This is a genomic window from Citrobacter sp. Cm038 (assembly GCF_030333105.1).
Classification (GTDB): Bacteria; Pseudomonadota; Gammaproteobacteria; order Enterobacterales; family Enterobacteriaceae; genus Citrobacter; species Citrobacter murliniae.
In genome coordinates this window covers 178,291-200,142 of record NZ_JAOWGO010000011.1, presented here as the reverse complement: position 1 = coordinate 200,142, position 21,852 = coordinate 178,291, and the positions used below count along the sequence as shown (strand labels likewise).

Genomic DNA, 21,852 nt, shown 5'->3' with positions numbered 1-21,852 from the left:
ACTCAGAAGTGAAACGCCGTAGCGCCGATGGTAGTGTGGGGTCTCCCCATGCGAGAGTAGGGAACTGCCAGGCATCAAATCAGTGAAGAAGCCCATCCTGCCGGATGGGCTTTTTTGCGTCTGCGGACTGCAGGTCTGACAAGCGTAGTTCTATCAGACTCAGGCTTCTTACCCTCCATCATATAAATCTGATTCCTTTCTCTGCTAATTAAAATCGTGATCTAACTCTCGCAATGATGTATAACAATTATGTAACATATTTTTCACTAAAAACACGATACATCATTGTAAGATTCAACAGATCCTTGGCAGGGGCACAATTCTAATGGCTGATAGCAGTGTAACTGAGAATGGGGCGCTGACCGACAGCGATACCCGTCGTCGTATATGGGCAATTGTAGGGGCGTCATCAGGGAATCTTGTCGAATGGTTTGATTTTTATATCTATTCTTTCTGTTCTCTTTATTTTGCTCATATCTTTTTTCCATCCGGAAATACCACAACACAACTCCTACAAACCGCCGGCGTTTTTGCTGCGGGCTTCCTGATGCGGCCGATAGGCGGATGGCTTTTTGGCCGGATTGCAGATAAACATGGGCGTAAAAAATCCATGCTGTTGTCAGTGTGCATGATGTGTATGGGGTCGTTGGTGATCGCTTGTCTGCCGGGGTATGAAACTATCGGTACATGGGCACCCGCACTGCTGTTGCTTGCCAGATTATTCCAGGGACTGTCGGTTGGTGGAGAGTATGGAACTAGCGCAACCTACATGAGTGAGGTGGCAGTTGAAGGTAAGAAAGGATTTTATGCTTCATTCCAGTACGTTACGTTGATAGGCGGACAATTACTGGCATTACTGGTTGTGGTGATACTGCAGCAAACGTTAGAAGACTCTGCACTCAGAGCGTGGGGATGGCGTATCCCATTTGCGCTGGGGGCAGTGCTGGCGATTGTCGCATTATGGTTACGTCGTCAGTTGGATGAAACATCGAAACAGGATGTTCGTGCGTTGAAAGAAGCGGGCTCCCTGAAAGGATTATGGCGCAACCGTAAAGCTTTTATTATGGTGCTTGGCTTTACCGCCGCTGGCTCACTTTGCTTTTATACGTTTACTACCTATATGCAAAAATACCTGGTAAATACAGCAGGTATGCATGCCAATGTAGCCAGCGGTATTATGACGGCAGCGCTGTGTGTCTTTATGCTGGTGCAACCTATATTTGGTGCTTTGTCAGATAAAATTGGTCGACGTACTTCGATGTTGTGCTTTGGGGTGCTGGCTACGCTGTTCACCGTTCCTATTTTGTCGGCGCTACAGAATGTGACGTCTCCGTTTATGGCATTTGGTCTGGTGATGTGTGCTTTGCTAATTGTGAGTTTTTACACTTCTATCAGTGGGATCCTGAAGGCCGAAATGTTCCCGGCACAAGTTCGTGCTCTAGGGGTTGGGTTATCTTATGCAGTGGCAAATGCTTTGTTTGGTGGTTCTGCGGAATATGTTGCGCTGTCGCTAAAGTCGGTCGGGATGGAAACGACATTCTTCTGGTACGTTACCGCTATGGCGGTGGTCGCTTTTTTTGTCTCGCTAATGCTACACCGTAAAGGGAAAGGGTTGCGCCTTTAGCGATGGGCCATTTGCCAGACAGCGTAGCCGGTGGATGCTCCGGCTATATCCCAGGCAAAATCTTTCCAACTCCAGCCGCTTCCTGAGGGGCGGCTGTCCAACAGTTCTTTTGATGCACCGAGGCTGACTGAGAACATAAAACCGATAGCAGCGCTGCGGTCGTTACTATTTCCCTGGTGCTGCGCATACTCGTTTCCGGCTGCAGCCAGCATGGCGGAGGCAATGAAGTGTTGGGCTTTGTCTTGTCCACTCCAGCTATCGTTCGCCATATGGCTACAGCCAGAAAGTGTCAGGATACAGGCAAGGATAAACAGGCGCACCGTTACCTCCACAGGAAAAACCCCGTCACTGGACGGGGTTTTGGTTACAGAATACGGCTGATTAATCTGTCGATTCGAATACGGCGTAGTCGACGGATAAGCTTACGTACTTTTACCGGATAGTCGGCAATACTCTGTAAGTCGCGATAGTGTTTAACGACGGTAGTATGCGTACGGATGAGCTCAAGCTCTTTTTCGCGCTGAAGGGTTAGCTCCTGCTTAGGATCGTGGATAAGAATGGCATTTTCCAGATCCAGGCGCCAGGCTCGGGGGTTAAGGTTGTTGCCGGTTAGCAACATCCATTTGTCATCAACCCACATACCCTTCAGATGATAGGTATTGTCATCATCTTTCCATAAGCGAACGACTAGCTGATCGGTATTAACGTAATACTGTAGACGGCTCAGGAAGCGGCGCAGGTTAATTTCATAAAGGTAGGGAAGTGCCCCGATGATCTTAAACGGCTCATTTTCAGGTATGAAAAAGTCGTTGGCGGTTTTATCGCCCACGATGATTTCTACTTTTTTCCCTTCCCGTAGTAGCTGGATGATATTGCGAACCAGCACAGCAGGCAGGTTGAAATAAGGGGTGCAGATCGTAAGCTTTTGCTCCGCACAAGGCATGAGGTGGAAAATGGTCTTATTTAGCAGACTGGATTTTCCTAGCCCAACCAGAGGAGTAACAGAAAGCTGTTCGTTATCAGCATTCCCCTGGAAATGGAACGAGGCATCACGCAGTTCCTGACGGTACAGACGGATGTCGTTTTTAATTTCCGGGCTTTTAGGACGATGGATATCATCAAGGCGATTAACACCGCGACCGTTCATCAGGTTCTGCGTTACCCAGTCGAACATGATATCGGCCATTTGCGCGTTGCGAATCAGCTGGTAGCGGTCATAGCGGTATTTATCATGCTGGTGCAAGTAAACATCGTTCAGGCTTGCTCCGCTATACAGGACGCTATCATCGATGATAAAGCCTTTGAAGTGCAGGACGCCAAGCGCTTCACGAGTATTAATCGGTACGCCGTAGACCGGAATATCGATCCCTGGGTTTTCTTGCGCCATTCGGCAATACCAGTCAGCGTTGGTATTGGAGGCCGCTGCGCCAATACGCCCTCGCTGGGCACGATGCCAGTCAACAAGTACCCGAATATCCAGTTCGGGACGCTGCCGCTTAGCCGCATAGAGCGCGTCGAGTATGCCTTTGCCACCGTCATCCTGCTCCAGGTACAGAGCTATGATGCAGATCCGTTGCGTCGCGCTGGCTATTTTCTCCAGCAGAGTCTCCCTGAAATTAGCGGGAGCATAAAAGAAATCTACATCATCAACTGACTGAGAAATCTTAGGTAGTTGGGCAAGGTGTTGTTGATGTTTATTACGCTTAAATTTTGACAACATCACAGTGCATTTCTTCTCTGTTCATTGAAGGGTCCTCTGTGCTATGCAGACGACATAAGCGAGCAATGATACCACCAGTACCCATTAATGTGGTCAACATTTCCAGTACCTTACTCACGATTCCTCAAATTGGGCCAGATTAAGCGTTAGCCCAACAATCCCCTCTTCGAGCTGGACGTCAACATCAAACCCGAGCTTCCGGGCCAGGGCGACCATCCCACGATTGTTTGGCATCGTAATACCATTCAGGCGCCTGAGTCCGTGATCTCGGGTATACGTAATTAACTTTTCCATCAATCGACGGCCGAGTCCCAGTCCTTTGAGATCGGATCGAACCAGTACAGCAAACTCTGCATCTACGTTATCAGGATCCGAGATAGCTCGCGTAACACCGAGGATCTCTTCATGGTTATCTCGACAACGTACGGCGACAAAGGCCATTTCCCGATCGTAGTCGATCTGTGTCATATTGGCTAAATCTTCATGGGTAAATTCGTTGATCTCACTGAAGTAGCGGTAATAAAGATCTTCTTTCGTTACCTGTGAAATGAACTGCTGCAGTTGAGGCTCATCCTCCGGCAAAATAGGGCGGAACAGGCAGCGTTCGCCGTTTTTCATCTCAACCCACTCTTCCAGTTGATGGGGGTAGGGGCGTACAGCCAGTCTGCTTTCGTTGTCGCCAGTGAAAGGGGCAATATCCAGCGTGACGTCCAGTGCAGTAAATTCACCGGCAGAGGCCAGAAGCGGATGGATATCCAGACGCTGAATCTCCGGACAGTCGACGATCAGGTTGGATACCTGGACCAGAAGCTGACTTAAACCGGCGATATCTAATGGTCGTAGTGCGCTGCGGGCGCGGATCTTTTTATTTTTGATCCCCTGAATCACCAGATAACGTGCCAGATTCATGTTCAATGGCGGTAATGCCACCACGGCTTGTTCTTCAGGCCTCCACTCAACTCCACCTTCGCCCAGCATAATCAATGGCCCAAATACCGGATCGTGTTCAACAACTACGCGAAGCTCCTGAGCACCAGCGCGGTTGGCCATACTTTGTACCAATAAACCGTGGATACGCGCCTGCGGCCAGGCCATTTTCACCCGATCAAAAATCGCATTAGCGGCCTGCTGCACCTCTGTTGCTGTACGCAGATATAACATTACCCCCTGAACTTCCGATTTATGCGGAATATCAGGGGAACGCAGTTTTAATGCCACCGGGTAGCCGATTTGTTCTGCGATGTGCACGGCCTCTGCGCTGTCACTGGCAATCCAGGTCGGCAGTGTGTGTAAGCCATAGGCTTGCAAAATTGGCTGTACTTCATGTGTATCGAGAGATGTCGCCCCGTCAGCGATCGCCCGCTGCAAAAGATTATGTGCTTCAGCGGTATTGGCGGTCAGGCTGTCGGGCAACGCCGGTGTTTCTCGCAATTGCTTCTGGTTACGCCGATACTCGACCATATGCATAAACGCGGTGATGGTTCCCTCCGGTGTGCGATAGGTGGGTAATCCAGCCTCACTAAACAGCCTGCGTGCCTCCTGGGATGAAAATTCTCCGCACCAGTTCGTCAGCAAGGAAATGAATTTCCCTCTGGGGTGGTGTTTAACTGCTTCGATCAGTGCATGTGCGCTCTCGGTGCCTGGAGCCGCAGCGCTGGGCGAGTGAATCACCATCAGGGCGTCGAAATCCTGGCTGGAGAGTAAAATATCCAGTGTTTTGATGTAGTGTTCGCTGCTGGCGTCGTCACGCAGATCCAGTGGATTTGCGATATCAACATGGAGAGGTAAGGCATCGCGTAATTTCTGACAGGTCTCTTCACTCAGCGTGGCCAGCTTGCCGTTTCGTGACCACAACTCATCTAATGCCAGAGCAGCGGGAGCGGCACCGTTGCTGATAATCATTAACCTGTCGCCCCGTAGCGGGCGCATATGGCTCAGGGTTTCTACCGCAGAAAAAAGCTCGTGAGTATCCTGTACGCGTAACAGACCGGCACGCTGGATGGCGGCATCCCAGGCAGGGTCCATTCCCGCACTGGTATGAAGTAAACGCTGGGCTGCCGGACTTCGACCGCTTTTAATCACCAAAATAGGTTTATTACGCGATGCGCTACGTGCCGCAGAGACAAAGCGTCGGGCATCACTCAAATGTTCGAGATAGAGCAAAATTGCGCTGGTTTTACTGTCACGAGCCAGGTAATCAAGTAGCTCATCAACGTCGATATCCAGGCTGTCGCCCAGCGCGATGAAATAGGAAAATCCCATTTCCCGCTGCTGCGCCCAGTCGAGAATAGTGTTGGATACGGCAGCAGACTGAGAGATAAATGCAAGCTTACCGCGCTTAATCGGTACCGGTGAAAAACTGGCGTTGAGTCCCTGCCAGGGGGCGAGAAGTCCCAAACTGTTGGGACCGAGCAGACGTATTTTATGGCGTGATGCGCAAGCTAACAGTTCAGCGTGCTGTGCTGCGGGCGCCGAGAGAATAATGCAGGTTTTACAGCCTTTTTCACCTAACGCTTCAAGCAATGCCAGATTGCGGCTCGCATTGGTGCACAAAACGGCAAGATCGGGAGTAAAAGGCAGGCTGGCGATATCGGGCCAGGCAAGAACACCTAAAACCGCTTTCCAGGCAGGTGTCACCGGTAAAACCGGCCCATTGAAACCCCCAGCCAGTAAGTTACGCATCATCAGGTAACCTGCACGATTGGGTTTCATTGATGCCCCAATCACCGCAATGGATTTCGGTCGCAGTAGCGCTTCCAGACCACGTTGACTCATATCGGCTTCCTTAATGACACCAGTGACCGAATGATTTTAAACGCTTTCTGCTGAATCTGCTGTGACGCTTCCCTGATGTTGAGTTTTTCCTGCCAGATAGCGTGTTTTAAAGCGTGTGAAGTGCCCACCTAATGCTTCTGCTGCTTGCCTGTCACCAGCCAGATCCAGTAAGGCTATCGCCACTTCGGCAGTGCAATACTGCCCCTCAGCATGCGCTTCGCGCAGATGGTAGGCGGAAAGGCGCGATAAATCGACGGAAATCACCGGCAGGTTATCCAGGTACGGACTTTTACGGAACATCTTGCGCGCTTCCGGCCAGGTACCATCGAGCATAATAAACAACGGCGGTTTATCTGCTGGTGGCGTGAAAATTACTTCACGTTCCTCACCTGCATATGAAGCGGGGAACACTACCATGGGGTGATAATCTGGATTTCGTGCCAGCTCAAGTAATGCCTGCGGCGGTTCGGTTCGTGACCACTGAAAGGCAACGGTATCTGGCAAAATATCGGCAATTAAACGCCCCGTATTGCTGGGCTTCATAGGTTCGGTATCAAACATCACCAGACAAAAGCGACTTTTTGCCTGAGAGGGCGCGAGCGTTTCGCAAAGGCAGAGCTTTAGTGGCAGCAGGCAACGCTGGCAGCGACGGATGCGATTACCTCTGGCAAGAAAAGGGCGCGTGGCGCGCGCAAGGCGCTCGGCACGTAACTGAAGAACGGCGTTATCTGTCATGGGGAAGCACGTTGAAAAACGTTATTGTCGCAGAGGACAAAACGGGGCACAAGACGTGCCCCGGATAGATTATAGTGATTCGTTAAGCCAGCTATCAAATGGGGCTTTTGGCACGGCGCCATTTAACATATCGACGACTTCACCTTTCTTGAAAATCATGATTGTCGGGATGCTGCGGATGCCGAAACGTGCGCTGAGTTCGCGTTCAGCTTCCGTATTCACTTTAACAAAGCGTACTTTACCGCTACGCTCTTCGGCAACATCTTCAAAAATTGGGGCGAAGTTACGGCATGGGCCACACCATGGTGCCCAGAAGTCGACTACCACCGGAAGATCGTCTTTTAATAACTTATCCAGTGTAGCTCCGGTCGCATTGATCACCTCACCATCAAACAGATCGTGACCACAGCGTCCGCATTTGGCCGTATCCTGAACGCGATCTTCAGGGATGCGGTTGATAGCCTGGCAGCTGGTACAAACGGTATTCATAACTAACCTCTGGATGAGTAGGATGGACTTCGCGGCAATGACGCCGGTATGTTTCTATTATGTTACATATTATCGGAGAGACTGTTTTAAACAACAATGCGTTTTATTCAATGAGTACAATAGTCATAAGCTTTTAAATGAAATAATGGCTAACGACGTGCACATCGGGTAATCTGCGCGCTTCGCGCAGCGCTGGTGGAGAAAAGCATGAACGATGAATTGAAGAATAAAAGCGGCAAGGTCAAAGTGATGTATGTCCGCAGTGATGATGATTCTGAAAAACGTACCCAGAACCCGCGTACCGGGAAAGGGGGAGGACGTCCAGGAAAGTCACGTGCAGACGGTGGCCGTCGCCCCGCCCGCGATGAAAGAAATAATCAGAGCCGCGATCGTGACCGTGACCGCAAACGTGAAGATTCACCATGGCGTACCGTATCCCGCGCGCCGAGTGATGATGTCGCGGAAAAGGCCGATCACGGTGGTATTAGCGGCAAGAGTTTTATCGATCCTGAAGTATTACGTCGTCAGCGTGCGGAAGAAACCCGCGTTTACGGTGAAAATGCCTGTCAGGCTCTGTTCCAGAGCCGTCCGGATGCAATTGTCCGTGCCTGGTTTATTCAGAGCGTGACACCACGATTCAAAGAAGCGTTACGCTGGATGGCGGCAAATCGCAAAGCCTACCACGTGGTTGACGAGGCCGAACTGGCGAAAGCTTCTGGTACCGAGCATCATGGCGGCGTTTGCTTCCTGATTAAGAAACGTAATGGTACTACCGTTAAGCAATGGGTCGGTCAGGCGGGCGCGCAGGATTGCGTACTGGCGCTGGAAGATATCGCTAACCCGCACAACCTGGGCGGTATGATGCGTAGCTGTGCGCACTTCGGTGTGAAAGGCGTGGTAGTGCAGGACGCGGCTCTGCTGGAATCTGGTGCAGCGATTCGCACCGCGGAAGGTGGGGCAGAGCACGTTCAACCAATTACTGGTGACAGTATTGTCGATGTGCTGGATGATTTCCGCCAGGCAGGTTATACCGTCGTCATGACCTCCAGCGACAAAGGTAAGCCGTTGTTTAACACAACGCTGCCGGAAAAAATGGTGCTGGTATTAGGCCGCGAACGCGAAGCTCTGCCGGAAGCGGCATGCTCAGCAGACGACCTGTGCGTCGCGATTGACGGCACAGGCAATGTAGAGACACTCAACGTCTCCGTCGCGACAGGCGTACTGCTCGCGGAGTGGTGGCGTCAGAACAAAGCCTGATAATAAAAATGCCAGCGAATCGCTGGCATTTTTTTACTCACTCTCAGCCGGCAGTACCGGCATCCAGTCAATTGTTTTTTCACCTCGTTGTTCCAGCCACGTATTTGCCTGTACAAAGTGATTGCAGCCAAAGAAACCGCGATGTGCCGAGAGCGGTGAAGGGTGCGGCGCTTTCAGGATATGGTGACGCTGCGCATCAATAATTGCCCCTTTCTTCTGCGCGTGCGCGCCCCAGAGCAAAAATACCACCCCTTCACGATGTTCATTGATCAGGCTAATGACTTTATCGGTAAAGGTTTCCCAGCCGAGACTCGCATGTGAATGCGCCTGACCAGCCCTAACGGTAAGGACGGTGTTAAGTAACAGAACACCCTGGCGTGCCCAGCTTTCCAGATATCCGTGTGCAGGTCGTGTAAAACCTGGAATTGTGGCTTCCAGCTCTTTATACATGTTCAGTAATGATGGCGGAATGGCAATGCCAGGACGGACAGAAAAGGCGAGACCATGTGCCTGACCTGGCCCATGGTAAGGATCCTGCCCCAGAATGACGACCTTAACATCGCCCAGCTCGGTAAAACGAAATGCGTTAAACACATCTTTTTGTGGTGGGTAAATTGTCATACCCGACTGGCGTTCGCCGGCGACAGTATGCAGTGTATTAACAAAGTAGGGCTGTTGTTTCTCTTCAGCCAGCACATCGTGCCAGGTTAATTCGGTGGCCATCTCGCTCTCCTGCGAATTTGCAATCGCTATAGCTTAACTGCTTCTTTATGAGGCGCAAAATTCTGTACGTTTCTCAATGGGCTACCCCTTAAAGATAGTTGAAAATTTATGTAAAAAGTTTACCTGAGCACTTGGCGTAAGTTGATGTAAAACAATAAAATCCACCCATCACCACTTTTGATGTGTGGTTTTTATTGATTTAAATCAAAGATTCAAGGGTGTGTGAGGGGTATATATACACTCAAGCAACAATGGTTTTACCAATTGGCCGGAGAAACGGCTGACCGAAATCAAATAATTTTGCCGGGGAGGCATCAACATGATTACAGGTATCCAGATTACTAAAGCTGCAAATGACGACCTGCTGAACTCTTTCTGGCTGCTGGACAGCGAAAAAGGTGAAGCACGCTGCATCGTTGCGAAAGCAGGTTTCAATGCCGATGAAGTCGTTGCCGTCAGCAAACTGGGTGAAATTGAATACCGTGAAGTTCCAGTAGACGTGCAACCAGAAGTGCGCGTGGAAGGCGGTCAGCACCTGAACGTCAACGTTCTGCGTCGCGAAACGCTGGAAGATGCGGTTAAGCACCCGGAAAAATATCCGCAGCTGACTATTCGTGTTTCTGGTTATGCAGTGCGTTTCAACTCACTGACACCAGAACAGCAGCGCGACGTTATTGCTCGTACCTTTACTGAGAGCCTGTAAGGCTTACGGGGAATCAACCCCGCTAAATCAATAATCAAAAAGCGGAAGATGTCAGTGCATCTTCCGCTTTTTTACATCATTTAATAAAAGATCCTCACAGCGCAGTACACCAGCAGTAATGCCAGAATGACATTCAATTGCCGCCCATAGCTGCGAAAGATGCGCTGGAAAAAATGACCAGCCAGCGCCCAGCAGGCATTGCCGAATGTTCCTATCAATGCCAGTAGTACACTAACTCCAATTATCCAACTCAGCTCTTTTGTATGCGGCAAAACAAACGTGGATAACGCGGTAATGCCGTACAAAATGATTTTGACATTAACAAACTGCAAGCCAAAACTTGCCCAAAAGCTAATCGGTTTTGCCTCAAGGCTATCATTTGAGGTCGGGCTGGTGGCGATTTTTATGGCCAGCCATAAGATATATGCTGCCCCCGTCCAACTGAGCCAGTGGACGATAGCCGGATCAATGACTGCAAGCGAGAATGAAATCCCGGCACACAGCAACATGACTATCAAAAAGCCCAGGCTCATTCCCGCCAGAACACGCGTACTCTGACGAAAGCCATGTGATGTCGCTGCACTAAGCGCGAGGATATTGTTCGGGCCGGGTGTTAGCGCAGTAATCAGTGTATAGGTCCAGAATGCACTTAAAAGCGTGGGGGTCACTTGTTATCTCCTCTGTTTTAGCAGAGAGTACCCGACACAGAACATTTAAAAAAATGAATGTTTTTGCATTCTAAGTTCGATAATTTCGATAGGTTGGTGAAGATGGATTTACGTCGGTTTATTACGCTAAAAACGGTGGTAGAAGAGGGCTCATTTCTTCGGGCTTCGCAAAAACTTTGTTGTACGCAGTCAACCGTTACGTTTCATATTCAACAGCTTGAACAAGAACTCTCGGTGCAGTTGTTCGAAAAAATTGGTCGCCGGATGTGCCTGACCAGTGAAGGGAAACGGCTGATGCCGCATATACATGACTTGACGCGCGTGATGGCATCGATCCGGCAAACTGCACAACAAGATGCACAACCGAGCGGCGATCTCCGCGTCGCAACCGGAGAAACGCTGTTGGCTTATAAAATGCCTCAGGTTTTACAACGGTTTAAACAACGTGCGCCCAATGTTCGCTTATTCTTACAGTCACTCAATTGTTATGTCATTCGTGATGCTTTGCTGAGTGATGATGTTGATCTGGGAGTATTTTATCGGGTTGGTAATGACGATGCTCTTGAGATGCTGCCATTAGGCGAACAACCTCTTGTCCTGGTTGCTTCTCCGGTTCTTCAGCACGTTAATTTCACCCAGCATAACCAGCACATACCCTGCAGCTTTATCATTAATGAACCGCAATGTATCTTCAGGCAACGCTTTGAAAGTCTGCTGCGAAAGCGACAGATTACACTGGAAAATACCATTGAACTCTGGAGTATTGAGAGCATCAAGCAGTGTGTATCTGCTAATCTTGGTGTTAGCTTTTTACCGCGATTTACCGTTGAGAAGGAGTTGCGTTCAGGAGAATTGATAGCGTTACCGTTTGGTGAAGATTCTGAGTTGATTACCGCATTGTGCGCGCATCATGCCGGAAAAGTCGTCAGCCCGGCTATGCGGGTTTTCATGGATTGTATTGTAGAGAGCTTTGCGAGGCATGAAAAAATGCCGGGCTGACTGGCCCGGCATTCGGTTTATTCTTTGTCGGACTGCTGTGAGGCAGATCCGCTCGGCTTACGACGCTTGCCGATATTCTTGGCATCGCGGTGACGTTTCTTCACACGCGGCTTCTCTTTATCCTTCGCCTTCTTCTCGGCGCGTTTTGCCAGCACTTTCTTGGATGGCTTGCCGTTAGATTTTTCACTTGGCGCACGGGTTGTTGGACGCAGTTCGTCAATAACTCGCGGCTTCAGTGGTTCATCTACATAACGGCTTGCTTTGCCGAGCAGCAGGTGGTCATGCGCTTCAACCAGAGAAATCGCGGTACCTTTACGGCCAGCACGACCGGTACGACCGATGCGGTGCAGATAGGCATCGCCACTGCGCGGCATGTCATAGTTAAACACGTGGCTGACGTCTGGGATATCAATACCACGTGCGGCCACGTCGGTCGCAACCAGTACGTTCACCCGACCATCGGTCAGTCGTTTGATCGCTTCGTTGCGTTTATTCTGTACCATCTCGCCTTCGAGATAGCAGTTATTAATCCCCGCCTGGCGCAGCCAGCCTGCCAGTTCGTGCACACGCTCGCGTTTGCGTACAAAGACAATTGAGCGGGTCGCTTCAGGCTGTTTTAACAGATGGATCAGCAGAGCTGTTTTATGCTCGATGTCATCGGCGCGGTAGTACCACTGATGGATCTTCTTGCGTTCGCGCGTTGACGGATCCGCTGAGACCTCAACCGGATCTTCCAGCAGACGCTCGGCAAAATCTTTAATCGCATCACCTTCCAGCGTGGCGGAGAACAGCATGGTCTGCTTGCGCCAGCGTGTTTCACCGGCGATGTGCTCGATGTCCTGGGCAAAGCCCATGTCCAGCATGCGATCGGCTTCATCGAGGATCAGTGTTTCGACTGCATGGCAGTCGAAGTTCTCTTCTTTAATATATTGCAGCAGGCGGCCTGTGGTTGCGACCACGATGTCCTGGTTTGCGCTGAAGACTTCCATGTGGTTCATGTAAGCCACGCCGCCGGTAATAGTGGCGATATCCAGATGCGTATTTTTGGCCAGTTCACGAGCGTGTTCGGCAACCTGCATCGCCAGTTCGCGCGTCGGCGTCAAAATTAAAATGCGCGGTGGACCGGATTTTTTGCGCGGGAAGTCGAGCAGGTGCTGCAACGCTGGCAGCAAGTATGCCGCCGTTTTACCGGTGCCTGTCGGCGCAGAACCGAGTACATCACGTCCATCGAGCGCAGGCGGAATGGCGGCAGCCTGAATGGCGGTCGGGCGAGTGAAACCTTTTTCCTGGAGGGCATCCAGCAGGCTTTCATCGAGTTCAAGTTCGGAAAAAGTCGTTACAGTCATGTTCTACCTCTGTGTGGGGCGCTGATTATAGACGTTACGGCTGCAATCTTCATCTGTTTGTATGGATATACCTTCTCAGGTATTGTTTTTATCCAATGTTATCGTTTTTTTTCCAGGAAGGTTGTTCTTCATGCCCCAGTCTACATCCGTACTTCGACGTAATGGATTTACTTTTAAGCAGTTTTTTGTGGCACACGATCGTTGTGCAATGAAAGTCGGAACGGACGGTATTTTATTAGGCGCCTGGGCGCCCGTCGCGGGTGTAAAACGGATCCTTGATATCGGTACCGGGAGTGGCCTGCTGGCGCTGATGCTGGCCCAGCGCACGGATGAAAGCGTCATTATTGATGCCGTGGAGCTTGATGTCGATGCCGCGCTGCAGGCTCAGGAAAACATTGTACAATCTCCATGGATGCATCGTGTGACAGTGCATTCAGAAGATGCGCAGCTGTGGGTACCGCGCCAGACCGTGCGTTTCGATCTGATCATCAGTAACCCTCCCTATTATGAACAGGGGGTAGAGTGTGCCACGCCGCAACGTGAGCAGGCACGCTATACCACCACACTCGATCACGAAGCATTGTTAACACTGGCGGCGAACAGTATTACAGAAGAAGGTTTTTTTTGTGTGGTGCTGCCGGAGCAGATTGGTAACGCATTTACCCAGCAGGCTCTGGGTATGGGCTGGCATCTGCGTCTGCGTACGGATGTTGCAGAAACTGAGGCTCGTCTACCGCACAGGGTATTGCTGGCTTTCTCCCCGCAGGCCGGGGAGTGTTTTATTGACAGGCTGGTGATTCGTGGGCCAGACCAGCGCTATTCAGAAGGCTATTCGGCGCTGACCCAGGCGTTTTATCTGTTTATGTGATGGCTTAACGGCGACAGGATAGAAGGGCCTGATTCGGGACGTTGTTCAGGATAATCCAGTGTGTAATGCAGGCCCCGACTCTCTTTACGCATCATCGCGCAGCGCACAATTAATTCGGCAACCTGCACCAGATTGCGCAGTTCCAGTAAATTGTTTGACACACGGAAATGGGCGTAATACTCATCAATTTCCTGTTGAAGCATGGTGATACGCCGCAGGGCGCGCTCCAGACGTTTTGTTGTACGTACAATGCCAACGTAATCCCACATAAAGAGCCGTAGCTCATGCCAGTTATGCTGGATAACAACCAGTTCATCAGGGTTTTCTACCCGGCTCTCGTCCCACCCTGGGAGCGTACTTACGCCGCGCGCGTAAGGCATTCTTCGATCAATATCTTCCGCCGCAGACCAGCCATACACCAGACACTCCAGCAGTGAGTTCGATGCCATGCGATTTGCACCATGCAGCCCGGTATAACTGACTTCTCCGATGGCATACAGACCGTCGACATCGGTACGGCCAAAGTTATCGACCATGACGCCACCGCAGGTATAGTGTGCAGCAGGCACAATCGGAACCGGCTCTTTTGTCAGATCGATCCCCAGGCCCAATAATTTTTCATAAATCATCGGAAAATGCTGGCGGACAAATTCTTCCGGCTTATGGCTGATGTCAAGGAACATGCAGTCCGCGCCAAGGCGTTTCATTTCATGGTCAATGGCGCGAGCAACAATATCTCGCGGAGCCAGTTCTCCACGCTCGTCGAAGTCGGGCATAAAGCGCGATCCATCCGGGCGCTTCAAATGTGCCCCCTCGCCACGTAACGCTTCAGTCAGTAGAAAATTACGCGCTTGCGGGTGATACAGCGCAGTTGGGTGGAACTGGTTAAATTCGAGGTTGGCAACGCGGCAACCTGCGCGCCAGGCCATCGCGATCCCATCGCCCGAAGAAATATCCGGATTAGTGGTGTATTGGTAAACTTTGGATGCGCCGCCGGTTGCCAGTACCACGGATTTAGCGTGGCAGGTTTCGACGGCTTCTTTATTACGGTTCCAGATCCAGGCACCGACAACGCGACGCGTACCCGGCAGGCCGATTTTATCGGAGATAATCAGGTCCACGGCGTTGCTACGCTCCAGAACCTGAATATTGGGATGATTTTGTGCCTGGCTGACCAGCGTGGTTTCGACCTCTTTGCCAGTAGCGTCGGCGGCATGCAGGATACGTCGGTGGCTATGGCCACCTTCTCGGGTCAGGTGATAGCTCTCTTCGCCGTTGGGCTGAACCTGGGTATCAAAAAGGACGCCCTGATCAATCAACCACTGGACGCACGTGCGGGCATTGCTGGCAACAAACTCAACCGCATGTCGATCGCAAAGACCAGCTCCTGCAATCAGCGTGTCTTCAACGTGGGAGTCGATACTGTCAGTTTCATCGAAAACAGCGGCGATGCCACCCTGAGCATAGAACGTTGAGCCTTCACTTACCGGCCCTTTACTCAGCACAATGACCTGATGTTTTTCAGCCAGGCGTAACGCCAGCGAGAGTCCGGCAGCTCCGCTGCCAATGATCAACACATCACAGGATAATTCAGGGGTCGTATTCATGATTTTTGTTTAATTTACTAAACAGTGTTTGGTCACCATAGCACCACATTGCGCGATACTGCACGTTTTATTTTTGATTGTGTTGCAATGACTAAACATTAAAGAAATGTACGATGAGGAGTAAAATACGAAAAATATTTTGCGAAGCAGGCCGTTAGCAACAGATTAGGTGATGAAATAAAGTAGCCGTTGGGTTACTCTGCAAGCGGTTTAATGGGCATTTCTGAACAGATAGTGCGTTGATCGGGTTATGTAGACTTATAATGATAGATAAGACCTGTCTACAACATGACAAACAAAAACAAATGCGTAACGGAACTTTACGAAACTTGAGCACTCTAACTCGTTGCTTGCTCATAGTGCAGCTGATGGAGTGGCGTTTCGAAAGCGCGTGGAAATTTGGTTTGGGGAGACTTTACCTCGGATGAGCGAGCAGTTAACGGACCAGGTCCTGGTTGAACGGGTCCAGAAGGGAGATCAGAAAGCCTTTAACTTACTGGTAGTACGCTATCAGCATAAGGTGGCGAGTCTGGTTTCTCGCTATGTACCATCGGGCGATGTTCCTGATGTGGTACAAGAAGCATTTATTAAGGCCTATCGTGCGCTGGATTCGTTCCGGGGAGATAGTGCTTTTTATACCTGGCTGTATCGTATTGCAGTCAATACAGCGAAGAATTACCTGGTCGCTCAGGGGCGTCGTCCACCTTCCAGTGATATAGATGCGATTGAAGCTGAAAACTACGAAAGTGGCGGAGCACTGAAAGAAATTTCGAACCCTGAGAACTTAATGTTGTCAGAAGAACTGAGACAGATAGTTTTCCGAACTATTGAGTCCCTCCCGGAAGATTTACGCATGGCAATAACCTTGCGGGAGCTAGATGGCCTGAGCTATGAAGATATAGCCGCTATCATGGATTGTCCGGTAGGTACGGTGCGTTCACGTATCTTCCGAGCGAGGGAAGCTATTGATAATAAAGTTCAACCGCTTATCAGGCGTTGACGATAGCGGGATACTGGAAAAGGTATTAGGCATGCAGAAAGAAAAACTTTCCGCTTTAATGGATGGCGAAACGCTGGACACTGAGTTACTCAAAGAGCTGACTCACAACCCGGAAATGCAAAAAACCTGGGAGAGTTATCACCTGATCCGCGATTCCATGCGAGGTGATACTGCCGACGTTCTCCATTTCGATATTTCCGCCCGCGTTATGGCTGCTATTGAAGCTGAGCCAGTACGCCAGACGGCGCCGTTGATCCCTGAGGCCCAGCCCGCACCGCATCAGTGGCAGAAAATGCCATTCTGGAAGAAAATGCGTCCGTGGGCCGCGCAGCTTACCCAAATGGGCGTGGCTGCGTGCGTATCGCTTGCAGTTATTGTTGGCGTCCAGCACTATAATGGACAATCTGAAATGTCCCAGCAGCCCGAAACGCCGGTATTTAATACATTACCGATGATGGGTAAAGCCAGTCCGGTGAGCTTGGGTGTACCTTCTGACGCGACGGCCAGCGGCGGTCAGCAACAGCAGGTACAGGAGCAGCGTCGTCGTATCAATGCCATGTTGCAGGATTACGAACTGCAACGCCGACTGCACTCCGAACAGCTTCAGTTTGAGCAGGCGCAAACACAGCAAGCCGCTGTACAGGTGCCAGGAATTCAAACTTTAGGAACGCAATCGCAGTAATGAAGCAACTTTGGTTTGCCATGTCACTTGTGGCTGGTAGCCTGTTCTTCTCTGTAAACGCCTCGGCCAATCCTGCGTCCGGGGCGTTGTTGCAGCAGATGAATCTGGCCAGCCAGTCGCTAACCTATGAGCTGTCATTTGTCAGCATCAATAAGCAGGGTGTTGAATCCCTACGTTATCGCCATGCACGCCTGGACAACCGTCCTCTTGCACAGTTGTTGCAAATGGATGGACCGCGCCGGGAAGTGGTGCAGCGTGGGAACGAAATCAGCTATTTTGAGCCTGGGCTGGAGCCGTTCACGCTGAACGGTGACTATATCGTTGATTCCCTGCCGTCTCTGATTTATACCGACTTTAAACGCCTTTCGCCCTACTATGATTTTATTTCAGTAGGCCGCACCCGTATTGCCGACAGACTCTGTGAAGTGATCCGCGTTGTGGCGCGTGACGGTACTCGTTATAGCTACATTGTCTGGATGGACACCGAAACCAAGTTGCCGATGCGTGTCGATCTGCTCGATCGTGATGGTGAAACGCTCGAACAGTTTCGTGTTATCTCCTTTACCGTGAATAGCGGTGTCGGTGACAGTATGCAGACGCTGGCGAAAGCGAACCTGCCACCGCTGCTGTCCGTTCCTGCGGGCGAGAAAACGAATTTTAACTGGAGCCCGTCGTGGTTGCCGCAAGGATTCAGTGAAGTATCCAGCAGCCGTCGTCCGCTACCGACGATGGATAATATGCCTATTGAATCTCGTCTTTACTCTGATGGTCTGTTCAGTTTCTCCGTGAACGTTAACCGTGCAATGCAAAACAGTGCCGATCAACTGCTGCGTACAGGACGTCGGACAGTCAGCACCAGCGTGCGTGATAATGCCGAAATCACCATTGTGGGTGAGCTTCCGCCACAGACGGCGAAGCGTATTGCGGACAATATTAAGTTCAGGGCTGCACAATGATTAAAGAGTGGGCAACGGTTGTTTCCTGGCAGAACGGTCTGGCAACGGTCAGCTGTGACGTTAAAGCGTCTTGCAGCAGTTGTGCCTCACGAGCAGGCTGCGGAAGCCGTGTGTTGAACAAACTGGGGCCGCAGACGACGCATACTATTGTGGTGCCCAGCGACGAACCACTGGCTCCAGGTCAGAAAGTTGAACTTGGGATTGCGGAAGGCAGCCTGTTGGGCTCGGCAATGTTGGTCTATATGTCACCATTGGCGGGGCTTTTTGTTTTTGCAGCGCTGTTTCAGGTGCTGTTTGGTAGTGATATCGCAGCGTTAAGCGGTGCGATACTGGGCGGCGTGGGTGGATTTCTGATTGCACGCGGTTTTTCACGAAAACTGGCAGTACGTGAAGCCTGGCAACCGGTTATTTTAAACGTTGCTCTCCCGCCTGGAATACTGCGCGTCGATACATCCTCTACCGAAACAAGCCAGTGATATCTTCGTCTGATCTGGCCTGCAAGTGGCAATAATGTACATATTGTATTTGTCGGCCCGATAAGCGTGCTCCATCGGGCATAACGTTACCCTTGCGAGCTTTGCATTAGAAAAGCGAAGTTGTTTCCAGTTCCCGCTATCCTTGCTCTATGAACATTTCCTCGCCTCAGCGTTGTAGTGTAGAATGCGGCGTTTCACTTAAACAGACGTTAAGCTCAGAACAGCGACTTCTCAGAGCCTGTCGAATCAGGCGTAAGGCACAATAACTACTCTATATGAAGAACATACGTAACTTTTCAATCATTGCTCACATCGACCACGGTAAATCGACGCTGTCTGACCGTATTATCCAGATCTGCGGTGGCCTGTCTGACCGTGAAATGGAAGCGCAGGTTCTCGACTCGATGGATCTTGAGCGTGAGCGCGGTATTACTATCAAAGCGCAGAGCGTGACGCTCGATTTCAAAGCATCTGATGGTGAAACCTATCAGCTTAACTTTATCGATACCCCGGGACACGTTGACTTCTCGTATGAAGTTTCCCGCTCGCTTGCTGCCTGTGAAGGCGCACTGCTGGTTGTCGACGCCGGGCAGGGTGTTGAAGCGCAAACGCTGGCTAACTGCTATACCGCCATGGAAATGGATCTCGAAGTGGTGCCGGTATTAAACAAAATTGACCTGCCCGCCGCTGATCCTGAGCGTGTGGCGGAAGAGATTGAAGATATCGTCGGTATTGATGCGACTGATGCCGTTCGCTGCTCAGCGAAAACCGGGGTTGGCGTGACAGACGTTCTGGAACGTCTGGTACGAGATATTCCACCGCCGGAAGGTGATCCGGAAGGTCCGTTACAGGCGCTGATCATTGACTCCTGGTTCGATAACTACCTCGGCGTGGTTTCGCTAGTGCGTATTAAAAACGGCACTATGCGTAAAGGTGACAAAATCAAAGTGATGAGTACCGGACAGGTTTATAACGCCGATCGTCTGGGGATCTTCACACCAAAACAGGTTGACCGTACCGAACTGAAATGTGGTGAAGTGGGCTGGCTGGTTTGTGCAATTAAAGACATTCTCGGCGCACCGGTTGGCGATACGCTGACACAGGCTCGTAACCCGGCAGACAAAGCGTTGCCAGGTTTTAAAAAAGTGAAACCGCAGGTATATGCCGGTTTGTTCCCGGTCAGCTCTGACGATTACGAAAACTTCCGTGATGCGCTTGGTAAGCTGAGCCTGAACGATGCTTCGCTTTTTTACGAGCCGGAGAGCTCTACCGCACTGGGCTTCGGTTTCCGCTGTGGCTTCCTTGGTCTGCTGCACATGGAGATCATTCAGGAACGTCTGGAACGTGAATACGATCTGGATCTGATCACCACCGCGCCGACTGTAGTCTACGAAGTGGAAACCACGTCGAAAGAAACTATCTATGTCGATAGCCCGTCCAAGCTGCCGCCGCTGAACAACATTTACGAACTGCGTGAGCCGATCGCTGAGTGTCACATGCTGCTGCCTCAGGCTTACCTGGGCAACGTTATTACACTGTGTATTGAGAAGCGTGGTGTACAGACCAACATGGTTTACCACGGTAACCAGGTTGCGCTGACCTATGAAATTCCGATGGCAGAAGTGGTGCTCGACTTCTTCGACCGTCTGAAGTCGACCTCTCGCGGCTATGCGTCGCTGGATTATAACTTCAAACGCTTCCAGACCTCTGACATGGTGCGTGTTGATGTACTCATCAACAATGAACGTGTCGATGCGCTGGCGCTGATTACCCATCGCGATAACTCTCAGAGCCGTGGTCGCGAACTGGTAGAGAAGATGAAAGATCTGATCCCTCGCCAGCAGTTTGATATCGCGATTCAGGCGGCCATTGGTACGCATATTATCGCGCGTTCAACGGTTAAGCAGTTGCGTAAAAACGTTCTGGCGAAGTGCTACGGTGGTGATATCAGCCGTAAGAAAAAGCTGCTGCAGAAACAGAAAGAAGGTAAAAAGCGCATGAAGCAGATCGGTAACGTCGAACTGCCGCAGGAAGCGTTCCTCGCCATTCTGCATGTCGGTAAAGACAGTAAATAATCCTAAGGAGTTGGCATGGCGAATATGTTTGCCCTGATTCTGGTGATTGCCACACTGGTGACGGGCATTTTATGGTGCATTGATAAATTTGTCTTTGCACCAAAACGCCGGGAGCGTCAGGCGGCGGCACAAGCTGCAGCGGGTGATTCACTGGATAACGCAACGCTGAAAAAAGTCTCCCCTAAGCCGGGCTGGCTGGAGACGGGGGCATCTGTTTTTCCGGTGCTGGCGATTGTGCTGGTGGTGCGCTCGTTTATTTATGAACCGTTTCAGATCCCGTCGGGTTCGATGATGCCGACACTGTTAATTGGCGACTTTATTCTGGTAGAGAAATTTGCCTACGGAATTAAAGATCCGATTTATCAGAAAACGTTAATTGAAACAGGCCATCCGAAACGTGGTGATATCGTGGTGTTTAAATACCCGGAAGATCCGCGTCTGGATTACATCAAACGCGCTGTCGGTTTACCGGGAGACAAAGTGACGTACGATCCAGTGGCTAAAGAGGTCACCATTCAGCCCGGGTGCAGCTCCGGTCAGGCATGTGAAAACGCATTGCCGGTAACGTATTCTGATGTTCAGCCGAGTGATTTCGTGCAGACGTTTGCTCGTCGTAATGGCGGAGAAGCGACCAGTGGTTTCTTCGAGGTTCCGCTGAACGAAACAAAAGAAAACGGGATTCGTCTGACCGAGCGTAAAGAGACTCTGGGTGATGTAACGCATCGCATTCTGACCGTGCCGATCGCGCAGGATCAGGTGGGGATGTATTTCCGTCAGCCAGGGCAGCAACTCGCGACCTGGATAGTCCCGCCGGGACAATACTTCATGATGGGTGATAACCGTGATAACAGCGCGGACAGCCGTTACTGGGGATTTGTACCGGAAGCGAATCTGGTGGGTAAAGCGACAGCTATCTGGATGAGCTTTGATAAGCAGGAAGGTGAGTGGCCGACCGGTGTTCGTTTAAGCCGTATTGGTGGTATTCACTAATCTCTGATAATCGTTCACGTTGTCGTCATTATGGCGACAGCGTGAATTATTTCTTGGATAAATTCCCGCAGACTAACGACATCCCTTGTCGTTGTGTATAGAATATTCCCCCGAAGTTTTAGGTTGGCAGCGTTAGGTTGCCACGGCACACGAAACAGC

General features: G+C 50.7%; 21 protein-coding genes and 1 rRNA gene. 13 read left to right on the top strand and 9 right to left on the bottom strand.

Going from position 1 to position 21,852, the window contains the following annotated elements:
* Both rrf and OGY01_RS01605 read left to right on the top strand, forming a co-directional pair.
* Positions 1-73 (top strand): 5S ribosomal RNA (gene rrf / locus OGY01_RS23730); the annotation flags it as partial.
* Between the two features lie 252 nt (positions 74-325).
* On the top strand, positions 326-1,624 hold the full coding sequence (locus OGY01_RS01605) for an MFS transporter (protein WP_286492300.1): 1,299 nt from the start codon (positions 326-328) through the stop codon (positions 1,622-1,624).
* Here OGY01_RS01605 and OGY01_RS01600 read toward each other — a convergent pair.
* The 5 genes from OGY01_RS01600 to trxC form a co-directional block, all read right to left on the bottom strand.
* On the bottom strand, positions 1,621-1,944 hold the full coding sequence (locus OGY01_RS01600) for a YfiM family lipoprotein (RefSeq protein WP_045446332.1): 324 nt from the start codon (positions 1,942-1,944) through the stop codon (positions 1,621-1,623). The genes OGY01_RS01605 and OGY01_RS01600 overlap by 4 nt on opposite strands.
* A 44-nt stretch (positions 1,945-1,988) precedes the next feature.
* The gene (gene pssA / locus OGY01_RS01595; RefSeq protein ID WP_048220784.1) at positions 1,989-3,344 is read right to left on the bottom strand and encodes a CDP-diacylglycerol--serine O-phosphatidyltransferase; all 1,356 of its coding nucleotides are present in this window, start codon (positions 3,342-3,344) and stop codon (positions 1,989-1,991) included.
* A 114-nt stretch (positions 3,345-3,458) separates the two neighbouring features.
* A complete protein-coding gene (gene patZ, locus OGY01_RS01585; protein ID WP_284097353.1) occupies positions 3,459-6,119 on the bottom strand; it encodes a peptidyl-lysine N-acetyltransferase PatZ in 2,661 nt (886 codons plus the stop codon).
* Between the two features lie 36 nt (positions 6,120-6,155).
* Positions 6,156-6,854, bottom strand: a complete 699-nt coding sequence (gene tapT / locus OGY01_RS01580) for a tRNA-uridine aminocarboxypropyltransferase (protein ID WP_048220786.1) — start codon at positions 6,852-6,854, stop codon at positions 6,156-6,158.
* Positions 6,855-6,923: 69 nt separating this feature from the next.
* Positions 6,924-7,343, bottom strand: a complete 420-nt coding sequence (gene trxC, locus OGY01_RS01575; RefSeq protein WP_045446319.1) for a thioredoxin TrxC — start codon at positions 7,341-7,343, stop codon at positions 6,924-6,926.
* Between the two features lie 207 nt (positions 7,344-7,550).
* Between trxC and OGY01_RS01570 the strand changes: the two genes are divergently transcribed.
* Positions 7,551-8,600 (top strand): tRNA/rRNA methyltransferase, encoded by a 1,050-nt coding sequence (locus OGY01_RS01570; protein WP_045446316.1) that lies wholly within the window; start codon positions 7,551-7,553, stop codon positions 8,598-8,600.
* A 33-nt stretch (positions 8,601-8,633) separates the two neighbouring features.
* Here OGY01_RS01570 and ung read toward each other — a convergent pair whose 3' ends face one another.
* Entirely contained in the window at positions 8,634-9,323 is a 690-nt protein-coding gene (gene ung, locus OGY01_RS01565; protein WP_045446313.1) for a uracil-DNA glycosylase, read from the bottom strand.
* 319 nt (positions 9,324-9,642) lie between these two features.
* Between ung and grcA the strand changes: the two genes are divergently transcribed.
* Positions 9,643-10,026: an autonomous glycyl radical cofactor GrcA gene (gene grcA / locus OGY01_RS01560; RefSeq protein WP_003037563.1), complete on the top strand. Its 384-nt coding sequence runs from the start codon at positions 9,643-9,645 to the stop codon at positions 10,024-10,026.
* 80 nt (positions 10,027-10,106) lie between these two features.
* On the opposite strand, the gene eamB is transcribed toward grcA, so the two are convergent.
* On the bottom strand, positions 10,107-10,694 hold the full coding sequence (gene eamB, locus OGY01_RS01555) for a cysteine/O-acetylserine transporter (protein WP_048220788.1): 588 nt from the start codon (positions 10,692-10,694) through the stop codon (positions 10,107-10,109).
* Between the two features lie 102 nt (positions 10,695-10,796).
* Here eamB and OGY01_RS01550 point away from each other — a divergent pair, with 102 nt between their 5' ends.
* On the top strand, positions 10,797-11,693 hold the full coding sequence (locus OGY01_RS01550) for a LysR family transcriptional regulator (protein ID WP_136345497.1): 897 nt from the start codon (positions 10,797-10,799) through the stop codon (positions 11,691-11,693).
* Between the two features lie 17 nt (positions 11,694-11,710).
* On the opposite strand, the gene srmB is transcribed toward OGY01_RS01550, so the two are convergent.
* Positions 11,711-13,039: an ATP-dependent RNA helicase SrmB gene (gene srmB, locus OGY01_RS01545; protein WP_136345496.1), complete on the bottom strand. Its 1,329-nt coding sequence runs from the start codon at positions 13,037-13,039 to the stop codon at positions 11,711-11,713.
* A gap of 130 nt (positions 13,040-13,169) precedes the next feature.
* Here srmB and trmN point away from each other — a divergent pair, with 130 nt between their 5' ends.
* Positions 13,170-13,907, top strand: coding sequence for a tRNA(1)(Val) (adenine(37)-N(6))-methyltransferase TrmN (trmN, locus tag OGY01_RS01540; RefSeq protein ID WP_286492299.1), 738 nt, complete (start codon positions 13,170-13,172; stop codon positions 13,905-13,907).
* Here trmN and nadB read toward each other — a convergent pair.
* Complete coding sequence (gene nadB, locus OGY01_RS01535; protein WP_286492298.1) at positions 13,892-15,514, bottom strand: L-aspartate oxidase; 1,623 nt, start codon at positions 15,512-15,514, stop codon at positions 13,892-13,894. The genes trmN and nadB overlap by 16 nt on opposite strands.
* Before the next feature lie 263 nt (positions 15,515-15,777).
* Here nadB and rseD point away from each other — a divergent pair, with 263 nt between their 5' ends.
* The 7 genes from rseD (at position 15,778) to lepB (ending at position 21,693) form a co-directional block, all read left to right on the top strand.
* Positions 15,778-15,942, top strand: coding sequence for a rpoE leader peptide RseD (gene rseD, locus OGY01_RS01530; protein ID WP_136345495.1), 165 nt, complete (start codon positions 15,778-15,780; stop codon positions 15,940-15,942).
* Positions 15,939-16,514 carry an RNA polymerase sigma factor RpoE gene (rpoE, locus tag OGY01_RS01525; protein WP_045446287.1) on the top strand — a complete coding sequence of 192 codons (576 nt, stop codon included), beginning with the start codon at positions 15,939-15,941 and terminating at the stop codon, positions 16,512-16,514. The genes rseD and rpoE overlap by 4 nt, the downstream gene beginning before the upstream one ends.
* Positions 16,515-16,545: 31 nt before the next feature.
* Entirely contained in the window at positions 16,546-17,196 is a 651-nt protein-coding gene (rseA, locus tag OGY01_RS01520) for an anti-sigma-E factor RseA (protein WP_045446284.1), read from the top strand.
* Positions 17,196-18,152: a sigma-E factor regulatory protein RseB gene (gene rseB / locus OGY01_RS01515; protein ID WP_045446281.1), complete on the top strand. Its 957-nt coding sequence runs from the start codon at positions 17,196-17,198 to the stop codon at positions 18,150-18,152. Before rseA ends, rseB begins: the two co-directional genes overlap by 1 nt.
* Complete coding sequence (gene rseC, locus OGY01_RS01510) at positions 18,149-18,628, top strand: SoxR-reducing system protein RseC (RefSeq protein ID WP_045446278.1); 480 nt, start codon at positions 18,149-18,151, stop codon at positions 18,626-18,628. Before rseB ends, rseC begins: the two co-directional genes overlap by 4 nt.
* 275 nt (positions 18,629-18,903) lie before the next feature.
* Entirely contained in the window at positions 18,904-20,703 is a 1,800-nt protein-coding gene (gene lepA / locus OGY01_RS01505) for a translation elongation factor 4 (RefSeq protein WP_048220792.1), read from the top strand.
* Positions 20,704-20,718: 15 nt separating this feature from the next.
* On the top strand, positions 20,719-21,693 hold the full coding sequence (lepB, locus tag OGY01_RS01500; RefSeq protein WP_048220793.1) for a signal peptidase I: 975 nt from the start codon (positions 20,719-20,721) through the stop codon (positions 21,691-21,693).
* Positions 21,694-21,852 lie beyond the last annotated feature (159 nt).